Below are 17,315 nucleotides of genomic sequence, written 5' to 3'. Positions count from 1 at the left end.
TTATAAGTTTTTTTTTATTTCCTGTTGCGTGGGGTGGGTCATTCCACTAGAATTCGCACCCACTGACGTAGTGCCGCTTTAGCTCAGTTGGTAGAGCAACTGACTTGTAATCAGTAGGTCATCCGTTCGACTCGGATAAGCGGCACCATTAGTATAGTGGAGGGGTTCCCGAGTGGCCAAAGGGATCAGACTGTAAATCTGCCGGCACTGCCTTCGAAGGTTCGAATCCTTCCCCCTCCACCATTTTCAGTGCAATAGCTACGAGTAGGCCGCGGGCATCGTATAATGGCTATTACCTCAGCCTTCCAAGCTGATGATGCGGGTTCGATTCCCGCTGCCCGCTCCAAACAGATCAAGTTGCTGATATAGCTCAGGCGGTAGAGCGCATCCTTGGTAAGGATGAGGTCCCCAGTTCGATTCTGGGTATCAGCACCATCTTAAAAGCCTCTCTTGTTATACAATCAAAAAACACTTATTTCATTCAACCGCCGTTTGTTAAAAAGGGTCTATTTATGGCTAAGGCTAAATTCGAACGTAATAAACCGCACGTTAACGTAGGCACCATAGGTCACGTTGACCACGGTAAAACTACTTTAACTGCTGCTATCACTAACGTACTGGCTAAGCATTACGGCGGCCAGGCATTCGCTTTCGATCAAATCGACAAAGCACCAGAAGAGAAAGCTCGTGGTATCACGATCAACACTTCACACGTTGAATACGATACACCAACTCGTCACTACGCCCACGTAGACTGCCCAGGCCACGCTGACTATGTTAAAAACATGATCACTGGTGCTGCTCAGATGGACGGCGCAATCCTGGTTGTTGCTGCGACTGACGGCCCAATGCCACAGACGCGTGAGCACATCCTGTTATCTCGTCAGGTAGGTGTACCTTTCATCGTTGTATTCATGAACAAATGTGACATGGTAGACGACGAAGAGCTGTTAGAGCTGGTGGAGATGGAAGTTCGTGAACTTCTGTCAGACTACGATTTCCCAGGTGATGACCTGCCGGTGATCCGTGGTTCAGCGTTAAAAGGTCTGGAAGGCGATGCAACGTGGGAACCAAAAATCCTTGAGCTGGCAGCAGCTTTAGATTCTTACATCCCAGAGCCGGTACGTGCTATTGATAAGCCATTCATCATGCCAATCGAAGACGTATTCTCAATTGCTGGTCGTGGTACTGTAGTAACAGGCCGTGTAGAGCAAGGTATCGTTAAAGTTGGTGAGTCAGTAGAAATCGTGGGTCTGAAAGACACAGTGACTACTACTTGTACTGGTGTTGAAATGTTCCGTAAGCTGTTAGACGAAGGTCGTGCAGGCGAGAACATCGGCGCGCTGTTACGTGGTACTAAACGTGAAGACGTAGAACGTGGTCAGGTATTAGCGAAGCCAGGTTCAATCAAGCCACACACCAAGTTCGAAGGTGAAGTGTACGTATTATCAAAAGAAGAAGGTGGTCGTCATACTCCATTCTTCAAAGGTTACCGTCCACAGTTCTACTTCCGTACCACTGACGTAACTGGTTCAGTGGAACTGCCAGAAGGCGTAGAGATGGTAATGCCAGGCGACAACCTGAAGTTTGTTGTTGAACTGATCAACCCAATCGCGATGGACGAAGGTTTACGCTTCGCAATCCGTGAAGGTGGCCGCACAGTAGGTGCTGGTGTAGTATCTAAAGTACTGGCGTAATAGTCAGAACTTTTTAAAGGGCTCCAACGGGGCCCTTTTTTATATAGCCTTCTTACTTGAAGCTGCAGCTTTGTTGGCTGCGTGGTTTCGCACCAGTCACATAGGAAACTATGCTCCTGGCGTCTCAATCACTTGCCGCCTCCCTGCAACTCCAATTACTTTGGCTATATAGGTAGTATTTAATGATGATGCTTTGTTAGCTTAAGCCGCAAAATTAACAACCACAGGCTTGAGTTCGACACAGCAAACCCTGATTAAATAGTTTCAAGTCGGATCCTTATCTTGTTTTAGTCGTCTAAGACAGTATAATGAGCGGCTATTTTTGCGGGACTGCTTTAGCGGTTGATGCAATTTTCTGTAGGGGCGTAGTTCCAATTGGTAGAACAGCGGTCTCCAAAACCGATGGTTGGGGGTTCGAATCCCTCCGCCCCTGCCACTTATATTAGGCGCTAAGGTGTTTTGCACGTTAGTCGAAGTAGTAGCTTGTAACAACAAGCCATGGGAAAGTGAGTTAAAGCATGAATGCAACGAGTGAAACCCCAAAAGGCGGCTTAGATTTAGTGAAATGGCTGAGCGTCTTAGTTCTGCTGACCCTGATGGTCGCAGCGAACTATATATATGAGTTTTCTGCAGTTGAAAAAGCTGCAAGCATAGTGGTTTTAGTCGGTTTGGCGGCTTTTATTGCAGCCAAAACCAGCAAGGGCTCTGCATTTATTGAGTTTGCGAAAGAAGCCAGAACTGAAGTTCGCAAAGTTGTATGGCCAACCCGTCAGGAAACAATGCAAACCACTATTATTGTAATGGTTGCAACCTTGATTGTTGCATTATTACTTTGGGGCTTAGATTCAATTTTATTAAGCCTTGTATCATTTATCACAGGTCTGGGGATCTAAGTTATGTCAGGAAAAATGCGTTGGTATGTAGTTCAGGCTTTTTCGGGTTTTGAACAGCGCGTAGCGACTTCATTGCGTGAGCATATCAAGATCCAACAAATGGAAGACAAGTTTGGCGAAGTGCTGGTTCCAACTGAAGAAGTTGTTGAAATGCGCGCTGGTCAGAAACGTAAGTCTGAACGCAAATTTTTCCCTGGCTACGTTTTAGTGCAGATGGAAATGTGTGAAGAAGCATGGCACTTAGTGAAAAGCGTGCCACGTGTATTAGGTTTTATCGGTGGTACTTCCGACCGTCCGGCACCTATCAGCCAGAAAGAAGCTGACACAATTCTGAACCGTCTGCAGGACAACGCTGATAAGCCGAAACCTAAGACTCTGTTCGAAGCAGGTGAAGTAGTGCGTGTGACTGAAGGTCCATTTGCTGACTTTAACGGCGTAGTAGAAGAAGTAGATTACGAGAAAAGCCGCGTGAAGGTGTCAGTTCTGATTTTCGGTCGTTCTACTCCTGTTGAACTGGAATTTGGCCAGGTCGAAAAAGCCTAAGCAGAAATAGTTTGTATCGGGCCGCTGATTAAAATATAATCGCGGCCTTTTTTAACGTCAGGGGAGCCGTTTGAGTAAGTGTCCTCGCACTTACGAGGCGAATACCCTAAATTGAGGTGAAACATGGCAAAGAAAGTCACGGCACTTGTAAAATTACAAGTTAAAGCTGGTATGGCAAACCCGTCGCCACCAGTTGGTCCAGCATTGGGTCAACACGGTGTGAACATCATGGAATTCTGTAAAGGCTTCAACGCCCGTACAGAGTCACTGGAAAAAGGCATGCCTATTCCAGTAGTGATCACTGTATACAGCGACCGCTCATTTACATTTGAAACCCGCACCCCACCTGCTTCTTTCTTATTACTGAAAGCTGCTGGTTTAAAAGGTGGTTCAGGCCGTCCTAATACCCAGAAAGTGGGTAAAGTAACTGTTGCTCAGCTGGAAGAGATCGTTAAGATCAAACGTGCTGATTTAACAGCAGGTAGCGACGAAGCAGCACTGAGCACTATTGCTGGTACTGCCCGTTCAATGGGCTTAGTGGTGGAGGGTTAATCAATGGCTAAATTATCAAAGCGTGCTAAATTAATCCGTTCAAAAGTAGATTCTACTCGTGAATACGCGATCAATGACGCAGTTGCGTTATTAAAAGAATTAACAGCTGGCAAGTTCGTTGAATCAGTTGATGTTGCTATCAACCTGGGTATCGACGCACGTAAGTCAGATCAAAACGTTCGTGGCGCTACTGTGTTACCACACGGTACTGGCCGCACTGTACGTGTTGCTGTGTTCACTCAGGGTGCTAACGCTGAAGCTGCTAAAGCTGCAGGCGCTGACATCGTGGGTATGGAAGACTTAGCTGAATTAGTTAAGAAAGGCGAGATGAACTTTGATGTTGTTATCGCTTCTCCAGACGCAATGCGTGTTGTTGGTATGTTAGGTCAGATCTTAGGCCCACGTGGTTTAATGCCTAACCCTAAAACTGGCACAGTGACTCCAAACGTTGCTGAAGCAGTGAAAAACGCTAAAGCTGGTCAGGTTCGTTACCGTAACGACAAGAATGGTATCATCCATTCTACAGTCGGTAAGGTTAACTTCGACACTGACAAACTGAAAGAGAACATCGAGTCTCTGTTAGTTGCATTAAAGCGTGCTAAGCCATCTGTAGCAAAAGGTGTTTTCATCAAGAAAGTAACCATTTCTACTACTCACGGCGCAGGTATCGTTTTAGACCAGGCTTCTTTGGACGCCAAAGTCTAATTCAGTTCACTGAAATAGCTGCTTTACAGGAGCGCGTGGTTATTTTATAATCTCGCGCTCAAAAATTCGGGTAGAAGCCGGGCTTTGTTTACAAAGTTTTCGGCTTCCGTCCAAGACCGTAGGTGCCGCAAATTTTTTTAAAAGGCGTGGCTTAAAAGCACAACCTACGCAGACGGTGTTAGCCCCAGAAAGATTCCTATCAATCTGGCTCTCACCGTAAATCGCGCGTTAAACAGTAGTTTTTACTGCTTAACGTTGTGTAGGCAACCAGACAATACCGTCTGGAAGAACCAGGAGTTAAGAGCCAATGGCTATTAAGCTTGATGACAAAAAAGCGATCGTTGCTGAAGTTCAGGAAGCTGCCATAGGTGCTTTATCTGCGGTAGTTGCAGACGCTCGCGGTGTTACTGTAGGCAAAATCACTGATCTGCGTAAGCAGGCCCGTGAAGCTGGCGTATGGATGAAAGTTGTCCGTAACACGCTGGTACGCCGTGCAGTAGCTGGCACCGAGTTCGAGTGTTTAAGCAACGCGTTCGTTGGCCCAACACTGATTGCATTCTCTAAAGAGCACCCAGGTGCTGCAGCGCGTATCTTCAAAGATTTCGCGAAAGAAAATGCTAAGTTTGAGCTGAAAGGCGCAGCCTTCAATGGCGCCACAGTAAGCATTGACGTTTTAGCATCGTTGCCAACATACAACGAAGCTATTGCACGTTTAATGAGCACTATGAAAGAAGCAGCAGCCGGCAAATTGGTACGTACCATCGCCGCAGTTCGCGACCAAAAACAAGCCTAAACAACGTAATTTTACGTTTTGTTTGGAATTAAAGTTTAATACGGGATACGTCCCCTTAATTTAGGAATCTGAGCAATGTCAGTTACTAAAGATCAAATCTTAGATGCTATCGCTGCAATGTCTGTAATGGAAGTTGTAGAATTAGTTAGCGCTATGGAAGAAAAATTCGGCGTTTCTGCTGCTGCTGCTGTTGCAGTTGCTGCTGGTCCAGCTGCTGCTGTTGAAGAACAAACAGAATTCAACGTAATTCTGGCAGCTGTTGGCGCTAACAAAGTATCAGTAATCAAAGCTGTTCGCGGCGCTACTGGTTTAGGCCTGAAAGAAGCTAAAGATTTAGTTGAAGCTGCTCCAGCTGCAATTAAAGAAGCAGTTTCTAAAGCCGAAGCTGAAGCTCTGAAGAAAGAGTTAGAAGAAGCTGGTGCTACTGTTGAAGTTAAATAATCTAGATTTTTCTAGATTATACGCCTGATTTCAGGCTAGGCTGGTGGTGAAATAACCACCGGCCTTTTTGCGCTGTGGGACATTGATTTTCCCCACCCTAATGTTGCCATGTCGGCGACATTCAAGCCGCCCCTAGAGGGTAGGTAGGGTAAAAAATCAGCTAGCTGAGGAACCCCATGACTTACTCTTATTCTGAAAAGAAACGTATCCGTAAGGACTTCGGCAAACGTCCACAAGTGCTGGATGTGCCATATCTGTTGTCGATTCAAATTGAATCGTTCAGCAAATTTATCGAACCTGATCCAGAAGGTGGATACGGCTTAGAAGCTGCATTCCGTTCTGTATTCCCAATTAAAAGCTACTCAGGTAGTGCCGAGCTGCAATATGTCAGCTACCGCATTGGCGAGCCGGTTTTTGACGTCAAAGAGTGCCAAATTCGTGGTGTGACTTACTCAGCTCCGCTGCGTGTCAAACTGCGCATGGTGTTATTTGATAAAGAAGTACCAGGTACAATCAAAGATATCCGTGAACAAGAAGTCTATATGGGCGAAATCCCGTTGATGACTGAAAACGGTACTTTTGTAATCAATGGTACTGAACGTGTTATCGTTTCTCAGCTGCACCGTAGCCCGGGTGTGTTCTTTGACCACGACCGTGGCAAGACTCACTCCTCAGGCAAGGTTTTATACAATGCCCGCGTGATCCCTTACCGTGGTTCATGGTTAGACTTTGAGTTCGATGCCAAAGATAACCTGTTCGTGCGTATCGATCGTCGCCGCAAATTGCCAGCCACTATTTTATTACGTGCGCTGAGCTTAAGTACTGAAGAAATTTTAAGTACTTTCTTCGAAAGCACCCGTTTTGAGATTAAAGACGGCAAACTGTTGATGGAAGTGGTGGCAAACCGCTTACGTGGTGAAACAGCTGCTTTTGATATCAAAGACAACGATGGCGAAGTGATAGTTGAAGCTGGTCGTCGTATTACTGCCCGTCATGTGCGTCAGTTAGAAAAAACTGGCATGACACTGATGGAAGTTCCACATGAATATGTAGTAGGCCGCGTTTTATCAAAAAATTACGCTGACCGTTCAACCGGAGAGATTATTGCCGAGGCGAACGCAGAGCTCACACTGGAGCTGTTAGCAAAACTAGCAAAAGCGGGCTACGAAAGTTTCGAAACTCTTTACATTAACGATTTGGACCAGGGTTCATATATTTCTGAAACCATCCGGATCGATCCAAGCAGCAACCGCATGGAAGCATTGGTAGAAATCTACCGTATGATGCGTCCAGGCGAGCCACCAACGCGTGAAGCTGCTGAAACTTTATTTGAAAACCTGTTCTTCTCTGAAGACCGTTATGACCTGTCTACTGTAGGTCGTATGAAGTTTAACCGTCGTGTTAACTTCGAAGAAGGCAAAGGCGTAGGCGTTTTATCCAAAGACGATATCCTGGCTGTCATGAAAGTCTTAATCGACATTCGTAACGGTAAAGGCGAAGTGGACGATATCGACCACTTAGGTAACAGACGTATCCGTTCTGTTGGTGAAATGGCTGAAAACCAATTCCGTGTTGGTTTAGTTCGTGTGGAACGTGCAGTAAAAGAGCGCCTGTCTTTAGGTGATCTGGACGCTGTGATGCCACAGGATCTGATCAACGCTAAGCCTATTTCTGCTGCGGTGAAAGAGTTCTTTGGTTCAAGCCAGCTGTCTCAGTTTATGGACCAGAACAACCCACTGTCAGAAGTAACGCACAAACGTCGTATTTCTGCGTTAGGCCCGGGCGGTTTGACCCGTGAGCGCGCAGGCTTCGAAGTACGTGACGTTCACCCAACACACTACGGTCGTGTTTGTCCAATCGAGACGCCAGAAGGTCCAAACATCGGTTTGATCAACTCGCTGTCTATGTTTGCTCAAACCAACGAATACGGTTTCCTCGAAACACCTTACCGTCGAATTGAAGATGGTATTGTGACTGACGAAGTCGATTTCTTATCTGCGATTGAAGAAGGTAACTTTGTTATCGCTCAGGCGAACGCCGAGTTAAGCGCAGAAAACCGTCTGGTTGAAGATTTAGTACCGTGCCGTTACAAAAACGAATTCACCTTAATGCCGGCCGATAAGGTTCAGTATATGGACGTTGCACCACAGCAGATCGTATCTGTTGCTGCTGCTCTGATCCCGTTCTTGGAACACGATGACGCCAACCGTGCATTAATGGGTTCAAACATGCAACGTCAGGCCGTTCCTACCTTACGTGCTGATAAGCCGTTAGTAGGTACTGGTGTAGAACGTGTTGTCGCCAAAGACTCTGGTGTAACTGTTGTGGCGAAACGTGGTGGTACTGTTGACTATGTCGACGCCAGCCGTATCGTTATCAAAGTACACGAAGAAGAAATGGTCGCCGGTGAAGCCGGTATCGACATCTACAACCTGACTAAATACACCCGTTCTAACCAGAACACCTGTATCAACCAGCGCCCATGTGTGAATCATGGTGAGCCGATTGAACGTGGTGATGTACTGGCCGATGGTCCGTCTACGGACTTAGGTGAACTGGCTTTAGGTCAAAACTTACGCGTGGCATTCATGCCGTGGAACGGTTACAACTTCGAAGATTCGATCTTGTTATCCGAGCGTTTAGTACAGGAAGATCGCTTAACCACTATTCACATTCAGGAACTGAGCTGTATCGCTCGTGATACTAAGTTAGGGCCTGAAGAAATCACTGCCGATATTCCAAACGTAGGTGAGTCTGCTTTATCTAAGCTGGACGAAGCCGGTATCGTTTACATCGGTGCAGAAGTGAAAGGCGGCGACATTCTGGTTGGTAAGGTGACACCTAAAGGTGAAAGCCAGCTGACTCCGGAAGAAAAACTGTTACGCGCTATCTTCGGTGAAAAAGCTTCTGACGTAAAAGACAGTTCATTACGTGTGCCTAACTCTGTAACTGGTACTGTTATCGACGTTCAGGTCTTCACCCGTGATGGCGTTGAAAAAGACAAACGTGCCCGTGAAATCGAAGAAATGGAAGTCAAACAGGCTAAGAAAGACCTGAATGAAGAATTCCGTATCCTTGAAGAAGGTATCTTCTCACGTGCCCGCAACCTGGTTGAAAGCACAGGCGTTGACCGCACTAAGCTGAACGGCTTACGTGGTGATGCTCTGTTAGGCTACAGCCTGGCTGATGAAGATAAGCAAAACGATCTGGAACAATTAGCGGCTCAGTACGAAGAAATCCGTATTGAATACGATAAGAAATTCGAAGCCAAACGTCGCAAGATTGTTCAGGGTGACGATTTAGCTCCAGGCGTTCTGAAGATTGTTAAAGTGTACTTAGCTGTGAAACGTCGTATCCAGCCTGGTGACAAGATGGCCGGTCGTCACGGTAACAAAGGTGTGGTTTCTACCATTGTTCCAGTTGAAGACATGCCATATGACGAAAAAGGTCAGCCGGTTGATATCGTATTGAACCCGCTGGGTGTACCGTCTCGTATGAACATCGGTCAGATCCTTGAAACTCACTTAGGCTTAGCGGCCCGTGGTATAGGTGACAAGATTGACGGCATGATCAAAGACCAGAAAGAAGTTGCGGAAATCCGTGCCTTCCTGAAAAAGGTCTACGAGCTGGGTGAGTCACGTCAAAACGTTGATATCGCCAGCTTCACAGATGACGAAGTGCGTCGTTTAGCAGAAAACCTGCGTAAGGGTTTACCTGTAGCTACACCGGTATTTGATGGCGCCAAAGAAAGCGAAATCAAAGAACTCCTGGCTTTAGGTGACTTACCGACCAGCGGTCAGATCACATTGTATGATGGTCGTACCGGCAATACCTTCGAACGTAAGGTTACTGTTGGTTACATGTACATGCTGAAACTGAACCACTTGGTAGACGACAAGATGCACGCCCGTTCTACTGGTTCATACAGTCTGGTTACTCAACAACCATTGGGCGGTAAAGCTCAGTTTGGTGGTCAGCGTTTCGGTGAGATGGAAGTGTGGGCTCTGGAAGCATACGGCGCAGCATACACGCTGCAAGAGATGTTAACAGTCAAGTCTGATGACGTGAATGGCCGTACCAAGATGTATAAGAACATCGTGGATGGCGACCACCGCATGGAACCAGGCATGCCAGAATCTTTCAACGTATTGATGAAAGAGATCCGTTCACTCGGTATCAACATCGAATTGGAAGAGGAATAACCCCGGTTAGGAAAACTAATCGAATTGTCCGGGGCGGCACGCCGCCCCTTGCTGGTTAACCTCTTACAGGAGAGCAAAGGTGAAAGACTTATTAAAGTTTCTGAAACAACAAACTAAAACTGAAGAGTTCGATGTGATTCGTATCGGCCTTTCTTCACCAGACATGATCCGTTCATGGTCTTTTGGTGAAGTGAAAAAGCCTGAAACGATCAACTACCGTACCTTCAAGCCAGAGCGCGACGGTTTGTTTTGTGCACGGATTTTTGGCCCGGTAAAAGACTATGAGTGTCTGTGTGGTAAATACAAACGCTTAAAGCACCGTGGTGTGATCTGTGAAAAATGTGGTGTTGAAGTCACTCTGACTAAAGTACGTCGTGAGCGTATGGGTCACATTGAACTGGCCAGCCCAACAGCCCACATTTGGTTCCTGAAATCACTGCCAAGCCGTATCGGTTTGCTGTTAGATATGACATTACGTGATATCGAACGTGTATTGTATTTTGAATCTTATGTTGTGACCGAACCAGGCATGACTTCTTTAGAACGTCGTCAGATGTTGACTGAAGAAGAATATCTGGACGTGCTGGAAGAGCACGGCGACGAGTTCGAAGCCAAAATGGGTGCAGAAGCAATTCTGGACATTTTACGTGGCATTGAACTTGCGACGGAAATCAAACAAATGCGTGAAGAGTTGCCAACTATCAACTCTGAAACCAAACGTAAAAAGATCAGCAAACGTCTGAAACTGATGGAAGCATTCCACACTTCTGGCAACAAGCCAGAGTGGATGATCATGACAGTACTGCCAGTACTGCCACCAGATCTGCGTCCTTTAGTTCCATTGGACGGTGGCCGTTTTGCCACTTCTGATCTGAACGATTTATACCGCCGTGTGATCAACCGTAACAACCGTCTGAAACGTCTTCTGGACCTTTCAGCTCCTGATATCATAGTACGTAACGAAAAGCGTATGTTGCAGGAAGCTGTGGATGCGTTGTTAGATAACGGTCGTCGCGGTCGCGCTATCACGGGTTCGAACAAGCGTCCTCTGAAATCTTTGGCCGATATGATCAAAGGTAAACAAGGTCGTTTCCGTCAGAACTTGTTAGGTAAGCGTGTTGACTACTCAGGCCGTTCTGTTATCACAGTAGGTCCTACTTTACGTCTGCATCAGTGCGGTTTACCAAAGAAAATGGCTTTAGAGTTATTCAAGCCTTTCATCTACGGTAAGTTAGAAGCCCGCGGTTTAGCCACTACTATTAAAGCGGCTAAAAAGATGGTTGAACGTGAAGAAGGCGCTGTATGGGACGTTCTGGACGATGTGATCCGTGAACACCCGGTGCTGTTAAACCGTGCTCCTACACTGCACCGTTTAGGTATTCAGGCATTCGAACCTGTACTGATCGAAGGTAAGGCTATCCAGTTACACCCATTGGTGTGTGCTGCATACAACGCCGACTTCGACGGTGACCAGATGGCCGTTCACGTGCCTCTGACCATTGAAGCTCAGTTAGAAGCCCGTGCGCTGATGATGTCGACGAACAACGTTCTGTCGCCAGCGAACGGCGAGCCAATCATAGTTCCTTCACAGGACGTTGTATTGGGTCTGTATTACATGACGCGTGACGCGGTAAACGCCAAAGGCGAAGGCATGATCTTCAAACATGCCAAGGAAGCTGAAAAAGCATTCCGTGCCGGTGTTGCCAGCTTACACGCCCGTGTCAAAGTACGTATCACTGAAGTAACTATTGCCGAAGACGGCACCCGTTCTTCAGATACTCGTGTACGCGACACTACAGTAGGCCGTGCCATTCTGTACTCCATCATGCCGGAAGGCTTAGCCTTTGATTCAATCAACCAGGCTATGGGTAAGAAACAGATTTCACGTTTACTGAACGGCTCTTACCGTCGTATTGGTCTGAAAAATACCGTTATTTTAGCGGATCAGATCATGTACACAGGTTTCCATTACGCCATGTTGTCTGGTGTCTCTGTTGGTATTGACGATATGGTCATCCCGGCAGCCAAGGTTGATATCATTTCTGCTGCAGAAGCTGAAGTGGCTGAGATCCAGGACCAGTTCCAACAAGGTTTAGTAACGGCCGGTGAAAAGTACAACAAAGTTATCGACATTTGGTCAACAGCCAACGAAGCCTTATCTAAGGCGATGATGGACAACTTATCGAAAGAGTCAGTTGTAGATCGCGATGGCAACACAGTCACTCAACCGTCATTTAACTCTGTTTATATGATGGCCGACTCTGGCGCACGGGGCTCACCAGCTCAGATCCGTCAGTTAGCCGGTATGCGTGGTCTGATGGCTAAACCAGATGGTTCAATCATCGAGACGCCAATTACAGCGAACTTCCGTGAAGGCTTGAGCGTACTTCAGTACTTCATCTCTACTCACGGTGCTCGTAAAGGTTTGGCGGATACAGCGTTAAAAACAGCAAACTCCGGTTACCTGACTCGTCGTCTGGTTGACGTTGCACAGGATTTAGTCGTGACTGAATCTGACTGTGGCTCAACAGAAGGCATCATGATGAAGCCACTGATTGAAGGTGGTGACGTTGTAGAAGGTCTGCGTGAGCGCGTGTTAGGTCGTGTTGTGATCGGCGACGTGGTAGTTCCTGCAACTGGCGAAGTGCTGGTTGAAGACGGCACCATGTTAGACGAGAAGCTGTGTGATGCGATTGAGAAAAACTCGATTGACGAAGTGTATGTTCGTTCTGTAATTACCTGTCAGACCAACTTTGGTGTTTGTGCCAAGTGTTACGGTCGTGATTTGGCCCGTGGCCACATCATCAACGCTGGTGAAGCTGTAGGCGTTATCGCTGCTCAGTCCATCGGTGAGCCAGGTACACAGTTAACGATGCGTACATTCCACATCGGTGGTGCTGCATCGCGGTCATCAGCTGAGAACAGCGTACAGGTGAAGAACTCAGGTATCCTGAAGTTACACAATGCGAAGTTCGTACGTAACAGTGACAACAAAATTGTTATCACGTCACGTTCAGCCGAAGTGACTGTGTTCGACGACATGGGTCGTGAGAAAGAGCGTTACAAGCTGCCATACGGTTCTATTTTAGCCACAGACGACAATGCAAAAATCGTTTCTGGCCAGATCGTTGCAAGCTGGGATCCGCACTCTCACCCAATTATCGTAGAACGTGGTGCCAAGGTTTCGCACAGCGATATCGATGATACCAACACTGAAGTTCAGCAGGACGACCTGACTGGTTTAACCCGTACTGTGGTAAAAGACCTGTCCAAGGCCAATGCGAAAGAACCTAAGTTAATTTTAGAAATGGACGACGGTGCATTACAGGAAATCCGCTTACCGAGCTTCACCACTATTGAAGTGACTGATGGTTCGAACGTAAAAGCAGGTGCTGTATTAGCCCGTATTCCACAAGAAAGCTCGAAAACACGCGACATCACGGGTGGTCTGCCACGCGTTGCCGACTTGTTCGAAGCCCGTAAGCCAAAAGATCCTGCCATACTGGCGGAAATCTCTGGTGTCATCAGCTTCGGTAAAGAAACCAAAGGCAAACGTCGTCTGGTTATTACACCAGAGCAAGGTGATTCTCATGAAGAGATGATCCCGAAATGGCGTCAGGTGAACGTGTTTGAAGGTGAACGTATCGAGAAAGGTGAAGTGATCTCCGAAGGTCCAGAGTCACCACACGATATCCTGCGCTTACGTGGTATCCACCATGTAGCCAGTTACATCGTGAACGAAGTACAGGATGTATACCGTCTGCAAGGCGTTAAAATTAACGACAAGCACATCGAAACTATTATTCGTCAAATGCTGCGGAAATGTTTAATCATTCACCCGGGCAGCAGCGAGTTCTTAGAAGGTGAAATGGCGGAAGTGTCACGCGTTAATATTGCAAACGCTGAACTGGAAGCTGCAGGTAAAATCCCTGCGAAGTACGAGCGGTCGTTGTTAGGTATTACCAAAGCATCACTGTCAACGGACTCTTTCATTTCTGCGGCGTCGTTCCAGGAAACAACGCGCGTATTAACAGAAGCTGCAGTCGGCGGAAAATTCGACGAGCTGCGTGGCCTGAAAGAAAACGTAATTGTCGGCCGTTTGATCCCGGCAGGTACTGGTTTTGCGTATCATCAAAACCGTATCCGTCAGCGTCAACGTGTCGCCAATGGCGAAGTCGCTGAACCGGCGATGAGTGCAGAAAGTGCTGAACAAGCTCTGACTGATGCTCTGAATATGGACTTGTCTGGCAACGACGAATAAGCCGAAGCCGCAGATTGGGATGGTCGCCAGCAATTGACCATCCCTTTTTGTTCCTTGACAGGTCAAAGGTTGACCAGTAGAATTCCGCAGCCCCAATTTTGGGTGCGGAATTTTCACGTTTATAGGTAGTTATTAACCAGGAGTATTTAATGGCAACAATCAACCAGCTAGTGCGTAAGCCGCGCAGCCAGGTGGTCTCTAAGAGCACCGTGCCGGCGCTCGAAGCTTGCCCACAGAAGCGTGGTGTTTGTACCCGCGTATACACCACCACACCTAAGAAGCCAAACTCTGCATTACGTAAAGTATGCCGTGTTCGTTTAACTAACGGATTCGAAGTGACTTCTTACATCGGCGGTGAAGGCCACAACTTACAGGAACACAGTGTTGTTCTGATCCGTGGCGGCCGGGTAAAAGACCTTCCAGGTGTGCGTTATCACACCGTACGCGGCACTTTAGACTGTGCAGGCGTTAAAGATCGTAAGCAAGGCCGTTCTAAATACGGCGCCAAGCGGCCGAAGAACAAATAACTTAACTCCGTTAAGTAAGGCCAAACTAAGTAACTTTTTTCATTAAAAGTTTTGGAATCCCCTGAAGCAATCGGAGTTTCGAATGCCAAGAAGACGCGTCATAGGTCAACGTAAAATCCTTCCAGATCCTAAGTTCGGAAGTGAATTACTTGCCAAGTTCGTAAACGTCGTAATGATCGACGGTAAAAAATCTACAGCTGAATCAATTGTATACGGCGCATTAGACATCGCTGCGACAAAATCTAAAAAACCAGAGCTGGATCTGTTCGAAGTTGCATTAGACAACATTCGTCCTACTGTTGAAGTTAAATCACGCCGTGTGGGTGGTTCTACTTACCAGGTTCCATGTGAAGTTCGTCAGGTTCGTCGTAACGCTTTAGCTATGCGTTGGTTGGTTGAAGCTGCCCGTAAACGTGGCGAGAAATCAATGGCCCAGCGTTTAGCTGGTGAAATGCTGGATGCCGTTGAGAATAAAGGTTCTGCTGTTAAGAAACGTGAAGACGTTCACCGTATGGCTGAAGCGAACAAAGCTTTCGCTCATTTCCGTTGGTAAGACAGACCTTTTTAAGAGGATTCGATTGTGGCACGTACAACTCCTATTGAGCTTTACCGGAACATTGGTATTTGTGCTCACGTTGACGCGGGTAAAACCACGACAACTGAACGAGTTTTGTTCTATACCGGCTTGTCTCACAAGATCGGTGAAGTTCATGACGGCGCCGCCACGATGGATTGGATGGAACAGGAGCAGGAGCGTGGTATCACTATCACGTCTGCTGCTACTACGACCTTTTGGCGTGGTATGCAGGGCCAGTTCCCTCAACATCGTGTAAACATCATCGATACACCGGGGCACGTTGACTTCACCATTGAAGTAGAACGTTCCCTGCGTGTTCTGGATGGTGCTGTTGTCGTGCTGTGTGGTTCTTCAGGCGTTCAGCCTCAGACCGAAACAGTATGGCGTCAGGCAAATAAATACGAAGTTCCACGTTTGATCTTTGTTAACAAGATGGACCGCACCGGCGCTAACTTCCTGCGTGTTGTGAAGCAAGCCCGTGACCGTCTGAATCACACCATAGTGCCTATTCAGTTACCTATTGGTTCTGAAGAGAACTTCCGTGGCGTGGTTGACTTGTTAAAAATGAAAGCAATCAACTGGAACGAAGCTGACCAGGGTATGACCTTCACGTACGAAGAGATCCCTGCGGACATGCTGGCTGAGTGTGAAGAGTGGCGTGCAAACATGGTAGAAGCAGCAGCTGAAGCCAATGAAGAGCTGATGGAACGTTATTTGGAAGGCGGTGAGCTGACTGAAGACGAAATCCGTTCGGCCTTGCGTCAACGTACTCTTTCTAACGAAGTGGTTCTTGTGCTTTGTGGTTCTGCATTCAAAAACAAGGGCGTTCAGGCGATGCTTGATGCCGTGATTGAATACTTACCATCACCGACTGAAGTCAAAGCTATTAAGGGTATTAACGAAGATGAATCAGAAGGCTTACGCCATGCTGATGACGATGCGCCATTTGCGGCACTTGCGTTTAAAATCGCAACTGACCCATTTGTTGGCACATTGACCTTTTTCCGTTGCTACTCTGGCGTGATTAACTCTGGTGACAGCGTTTATAACCCGGTAAAACACAAGAAAGAGCGTATTGGCCGTATCGTTCAGATGCATGCCAATGACCGTCAGGAAATCAAAGAAGTTCGTGCTGGTGATATTGCTGCCGGTATAGGTTTTAAAGATGTGACTACAGGTGACACTTTATGTGACCCTGATCACATCATTACGCTGGAACGTATGGAATTCCCGGAGCCGGTAATTTCTGTTGCAGTGGAACCAAAAACCAAAGCTGACCAGGAACGTATGGGTGTCGCTCTGAGCAAACTTGCTGCAGAAGATCCATCTTTCCGTGTTCACACCGACGAAGAAACCAGCCAGACTATTATTTCAGGTATGGGTGAGCTGCACTTGGAAATCATCGTGGATCGTATGAAACGCGAATTCAAAGTGGAAGCTAACGTTGGTAAACCTCAGGTCGCTTATCGCGAAACTATTCGCGCCAGCACTGAAGTTGAAGGTAAATTTGTTCGTCAATCTGGTGGTCGCGGTCAATTTGGTCATTGCTGGCTGAAAATCGAACCTCAGGAAGAAGGCAAAGGCTATGAGTTCGTTAACGCTGTCGTTGGTGGTGTGATTCCAAAAGAATACATTCCTGCTATCGACAAAGGCATTATCGAACAGATGAAAAACGGTATCCTTGCTGGTTACCCGGTCATTGACGTGAAAGTTACCGTATTCGATGGTTCATACCACGATGTGGACTCAAACGAAATGGCGTTCAAAGTTGCCGCCTCTATGGGCTTCAGAAAAGGCGCACTGCAAGCTAAGCCAGTGATCCTTGAACCCGTCATGAAAGTTGAAGTGGTAACACCGGAAGACTTCATGGGTGACATCGTTGGTGACTTAAACCGTCGTCGCGGTATCATCAACGGTATGGAAGATGCTCCTGGTGGTATCAAGATCGTTGATGCTCAGGTTCCTTTGTCCGAAATGTTTGGTTATGCAACCAGCATGCGTTCATTGACCCAGGGCCGTGCTTCTTATTCAATGGAACCATTGAAGTATATGGAAGCACCAAACAACGTGACTGAAGCAATTATTGCAGCTCGTAGTAGTACTGGTAGTAACGATTAATCACTT

12 protein-coding genes and 5 tRNA genes are annotated in these 17,315 nt (G+C 47.0%); all 17 read left to right on the top strand.

Features of this window, described 5'->3' with window-relative positions; translation table 11 throughout:
• The first annotated feature begins 72 nt into the window (after positions 1-72).
• A tRNA-Thr gene (locus J2W69_RS16955) sits at positions 73-148 on the top strand.
• Between the two features lie 10 nt (positions 149-158).
• Positions 159-243, top strand: a tRNA-Tyr gene (locus J2W69_RS16950).
• 28 nt (positions 244-271) lie between these two features.
• Positions 272-346: transfer RNA gene (locus tag J2W69_RS16945), tRNA-Gly, on the top strand.
• Positions 347-359: 13 nt separating this feature from the next.
• A tRNA-Thr gene (locus tag J2W69_RS16940) sits at positions 360-435 on the top strand.
• Between the two features lie 77 nt (positions 436-512).
• Positions 513-1,697 carry an elongation factor Tu gene (gene tuf, locus J2W69_RS16935; RefSeq protein ID WP_233080737.1) on the top strand — a complete coding sequence of 395 codons (1,185 nt, stop codon included), beginning with the start codon at positions 513-515 and terminating at the stop codon, positions 1,695-1,697.
• A 359-nt stretch (positions 1,698-2,056) separates the two neighbouring features.
• Positions 2,057-2,133, top strand: a tRNA-Trp gene (locus tag J2W69_RS16930).
• Between the two features lie 82 nt (positions 2,134-2,215).
• Positions 2,216-2,590: a preprotein translocase subunit SecE gene (gene secE, locus J2W69_RS16925; protein WP_310280686.1), complete on the top strand. Its 375-nt coding sequence runs from the start codon at positions 2,216-2,218 to the stop codon at positions 2,588-2,590.
• Between the two features lie 15 nt (positions 2,591-2,605).
• Positions 2,606-3,133, top strand: a complete 528-nt coding sequence (nusG, locus tag J2W69_RS16920; protein WP_086003576.1) for a transcription termination/antitermination protein NusG — start codon at positions 2,606-2,608, stop codon at positions 3,131-3,133.
• 123 nt (positions 3,134-3,256) lie between these two features.
• Entirely contained in the window at positions 3,257-3,685 is a 429-nt protein-coding gene (gene rplK / locus J2W69_RS16915; protein WP_053426135.1) for a 50S ribosomal protein L11, read from the top strand.
• A 3-nt stretch (positions 3,686-3,688) separates the two neighbouring features.
• A complete protein-coding gene (rplA, locus tag J2W69_RS16910; RefSeq protein WP_264344872.1) occupies positions 3,689-4,390 on the top strand; it encodes a 50S ribosomal protein L1 in 702 nt (233 codons plus the stop codon).
• Between the two features lie 307 nt (positions 4,391-4,697).
• Positions 4,698-5,183, top strand: coding sequence for a 50S ribosomal protein L10 (gene rplJ / locus J2W69_RS16905; RefSeq protein ID WP_233010941.1), 486 nt, complete (start codon positions 4,698-4,700; stop codon positions 5,181-5,183).
• 75 nt (positions 5,184-5,258) lie between these two features.
• Positions 5,259-5,624 carry a 50S ribosomal protein L7/L12 gene (rplL, locus tag J2W69_RS16900; protein WP_008899792.1) on the top strand — a complete coding sequence of 122 codons (366 nt, stop codon included), beginning with the start codon at positions 5,259-5,261 and terminating at the stop codon, positions 5,622-5,624.
• 176 nt (positions 5,625-5,800) lie between these two features.
• Positions 5,801-9,826: a DNA-directed RNA polymerase subunit beta gene (rpoB, locus tag J2W69_RS16895; protein WP_300931231.1), complete on the top strand. Its 4,026-nt coding sequence runs from the start codon at positions 5,801-5,803 to the stop codon at positions 9,824-9,826.
• Between the two features lie 79 nt (positions 9,827-9,905).
• Positions 9,906-14,087: a DNA-directed RNA polymerase subunit beta' gene (gene rpoC, locus J2W69_RS16890; RefSeq protein WP_008899790.1), complete on the top strand. Its 4,182-nt coding sequence runs from the start codon at positions 9,906-9,908 to the stop codon at positions 14,085-14,087.
• 149 nt (positions 14,088-14,236) lie between these two features.
• Positions 14,237-14,614, top strand: a complete 378-nt coding sequence (gene rpsL, locus J2W69_RS16885; RefSeq protein ID WP_008899789.1) for a 30S ribosomal protein S12 — start codon at positions 14,237-14,239, stop codon at positions 14,612-14,614.
• Between the two features lie 82 nt (positions 14,615-14,696).
• Positions 14,697-15,167, top strand: coding sequence for a 30S ribosomal protein S7 (rpsG, locus tag J2W69_RS16880; RefSeq protein WP_008899788.1), 471 nt, complete (start codon positions 14,697-14,699; stop codon positions 15,165-15,167).
• A 27-nt stretch (positions 15,168-15,194) separates the two neighbouring features.
• The gene (gene fusA, locus J2W69_RS16875; RefSeq protein ID WP_008899787.1) at positions 15,195-17,309 is read left to right on the top strand and encodes an elongation factor G; all 2,115 of its coding nucleotides are present in this window, start codon (positions 15,195-15,197) and stop codon (positions 17,307-17,309) included.
• Positions 17,310-17,315 lie beyond the last annotated feature (6 nt).

Source organism: Rheinheimera soli, assembly GCF_031457405.1.
Taxonomy (GTDB): domain Bacteria; phylum Pseudomonadota; class Gammaproteobacteria; order Enterobacterales; family Alteromonadaceae; genus Pararheinheimera; species Pararheinheimera soli_A.
Note: the sequence above shows the minus strand (reverse complement) of the source record. Positions and strands in the feature narration are given on the sequence as shown.

Coding starts and splice junctions, on each gene's coding strand:
- tuf (WP_233080737.1), top strand. CDS start 513: ATGGCTAAGGCTAAATTCGAACGTAATAAACCGCACGTTAACGTAGGC.
- secE (WP_310280686.1), top strand. CDS start 2,216: ATGAATGCAACGAGTGAAACCCCAAAAGGCGGCTTAGATTTAGTGAAA.
- nusG (WP_086003576.1), top strand. CDS start 2,606: ATGCGTTGGTATGTAGTTCAGGCTTTTTCGGGTTTTGAACAGCGCGTA.
- rplK (WP_053426135.1), top strand. CDS start 3,257: ATGGCAAAGAAAGTCACGGCACTTGTAAAATTACAAGTTAAAGCTGGT.
- rplA (WP_264344872.1), top strand. CDS start 3,689: ATGGCTAAATTATCAAAGCGTGCTAAATTAATCCGTTCAAAAGTAGAT.
- rplJ (WP_233010941.1), top strand. CDS start 4,698: ATGGCTATTAAGCTTGATGACAAAAAAGCGATCGTTGCTGAAGTTCAG.
- rplL (WP_008899792.1), top strand. CDS start 5,259: ATGTCAGTTACTAAAGATCAAATCTTAGATGCTATCGCTGCAATGTCT.
- rpoB (WP_300931231.1), top strand. CDS start 5,801: ATGACTTACTCTTATTCTGAAAAGAAACGTATCCGTAAGGACTTCGGC.
- rpsL (WP_008899789.1), top strand. CDS start 14,237: ATGGCAACAATCAACCAGCTAGTGCGTAAGCCGCGCAGCCAGGTGGTC.
- rpsG (WP_008899788.1), top strand. CDS start 14,697: ATGCCAAGAAGACGCGTCATAGGTCAACGTAAAATCCTTCCAGATCCT.